Origin of the sequence: uncultured Campylobacter sp. (assembly GCF_938031315.1) — a bacterium.
In the GTDB taxonomy this organism is placed as follows: Bacteria; Campylobacterota; Campylobacteria; order Campylobacterales; family Campylobacteraceae; genus Campylobacter_B.
Genome location: NZ_CALHHT010000323.1, coordinates 1 through 1,895 on the forward strand (window position 1 = coordinate 1; position 1,895 = coordinate 1,895).

Here is a 1,895-nt window from a genome sequence, read left to right on the forward strand (position 1 = left end):
ACTTGTTTTCGCAGCGCCGTTACAGTGCGCCGTGCGGCAAAACGCAAGCCAATCAGCGCGTGATACTTAAATTTAGTGCGCGGCTAGGACACTGCGGGCACTTAAAATTTTAAATTTATGCGATTACGGGTGAGCTTTTAAGCGAAATCTGCCTTTAAATTTGGAGAATTTTAAAATTCCGAAAGATTTTAAATTTCTAAAATTTTAAAATTTTGAGGCGTTTGAAATTTTAAAATTTAGAATTTGGGTTTAAAATTTCAAAGTTTTGGTAAAGAGGTCTGTTTTATTTGTCGTATCGGATATCTTGGGGGCGAATTTCATTGCGTGTAAATAGATTTCGGCGTGATTTTAAATTTTTCAAAGCTAGCTGAAGCTTTTCATATTTGAAGGCGCAAAACCTAATTTTGGAATTTTAAAATTCTAAAATACTTAAAATTTCACATAGAATTTAGCGCTAAATTTTATGTGAAATTTTACAAGGACGGCTTTTTGGTAAAGTATTTATTATTCAAATATCTCAGATTCGACCGCTCTCAGCCCTTCATTACGCTTTCGGCGCTGCTTGCGTTCTTGGGCGTCGGCGTGGGGCTTACGGTCTTGATCGTCGCGATGGCGATAATGAACGGTTTCGATAAGGAATTTGAGCGCAAGCTCTTTACGATGAACTACCCGATCACGATCCACAGCCACTTTCGCGGCGGCATTTCAAAAGACGACGTGGAGGGGCTGCGGGCGGACTTTCCCGATTTGATCTTTAGCCCGTATATTAGCTCGCAAGTTATCGCTAAAAGCGGCGAGAAGCTCGAGGGCGGGCTGATTTTCGGCGTAAATTTAAACGACGAAAAGCGCATCAACTCCGTCGTCGCGGCAGGCGCCAAAGACGCCAATCTAACGGACTACGGCATCATGATAGGGCGCGGGATCAAGGACGAGTTTATGCTGGATGAGGGCAGCAAGATCACGATGATCTTTACGAAGAGCGATCCGGGCGGCTTTGCGCTAATCCCCAAGATGAAGCGTTTTGATGTGCGCGCGGATTTCAGCTCGGGGCTCATCGCCTACGACAAGGCGTATTCTTACGCGGATGCGAGCGATCTAGCCAAAATTTTAGGCTACGACGAAGGGACTTTCGACGGCGTGCATGTTTTCTCAAACGATCCGTTTAAGGATCTGGAGCGTATCAAAAAAAGCCTTCCTAGCGGCGCTAATGCCGTGGGCTGGTGGCAGCAAAACGGAAATTTTTTTAGCGCCCTTGCGCTTGAAAAACGCGCGCTTTTCATCGTGCTGATGCTAATAATCCTGGTCGCGAGCCTAAATATCGTAAGTTCGCTTCTGATGACCGTGATGAACCGTCGCCAAGAGATCGCGCTTTTACTTAGCCTGGGTGCGAGCAAAAAGGAGGTTAAAAGGACCTTTTTCGCGCTCGGAGCCACGATCGGCGGCGGCGGCATCATATTCGGGCTCATTTTGGGCTTATTCGGCGTGTGGCTGCTCGGAAGCTTCGACATCGTAAATCTGCCGGCCGACGTTTACGGAAGCTCGAAGCTGCCGATGGAGCTTTCGCTAGGCGATTTGGCGATGATTTTAATCGGCGCGGTGCTTATCGTGGCGCTTTCGTCATGGTATCCGGCCAAAAAAGCCACGCAGATCGACGTATTGCAAACACTGCGCAACGAGTAAATTTAAACGCGGCTCTTTAAAATTCGGCGAAATTTTAAAATTCCAAAGCGGCGCGGCTGTGTTCGGCACGTTGAGCGCGGTATTTCGGCGAGCGGGACGGAGGCTGCGCGATCTTGTGCGACGTGGGTTTGTGCTGCATTAAATACCGCACAAATACGATTAGCGACCTTAGAGCTGCGCTCTTTGCGCGAGATCGCAACCCGCGCAAAGCCTAA

2 protein-coding genes are annotated in these 1,895 nt (G+C 47.7%); one reads left to right on the top strand and one right to left on the bottom strand.

Going from position 1 to position 1,895, the window contains the following annotated elements; all coding sequences use genetic code 11:
* The first annotated feature begins 489 nt into the window (after positions 1 to 489).
* Positions 490 to 1,680, top strand: a complete 1,191-nt coding sequence (locus Q0236_RS07895; protein ID WP_297916694.1) for an ABC transporter permease — start codon at positions 490 to 492, stop codon at positions 1,678 to 1,680.
* 2 nt (positions 1,681 to 1,682) lie between these two features.
* Here the strand turns inward: Q0236_RS07895 and Q0236_RS07900 are convergent.
* Positions 1,683 to 1,895: hypothetical protein (locus Q0236_RS07900; protein WP_297916696.1), on the bottom strand; the 213-nt coding region annotated here is incomplete at its 5' end.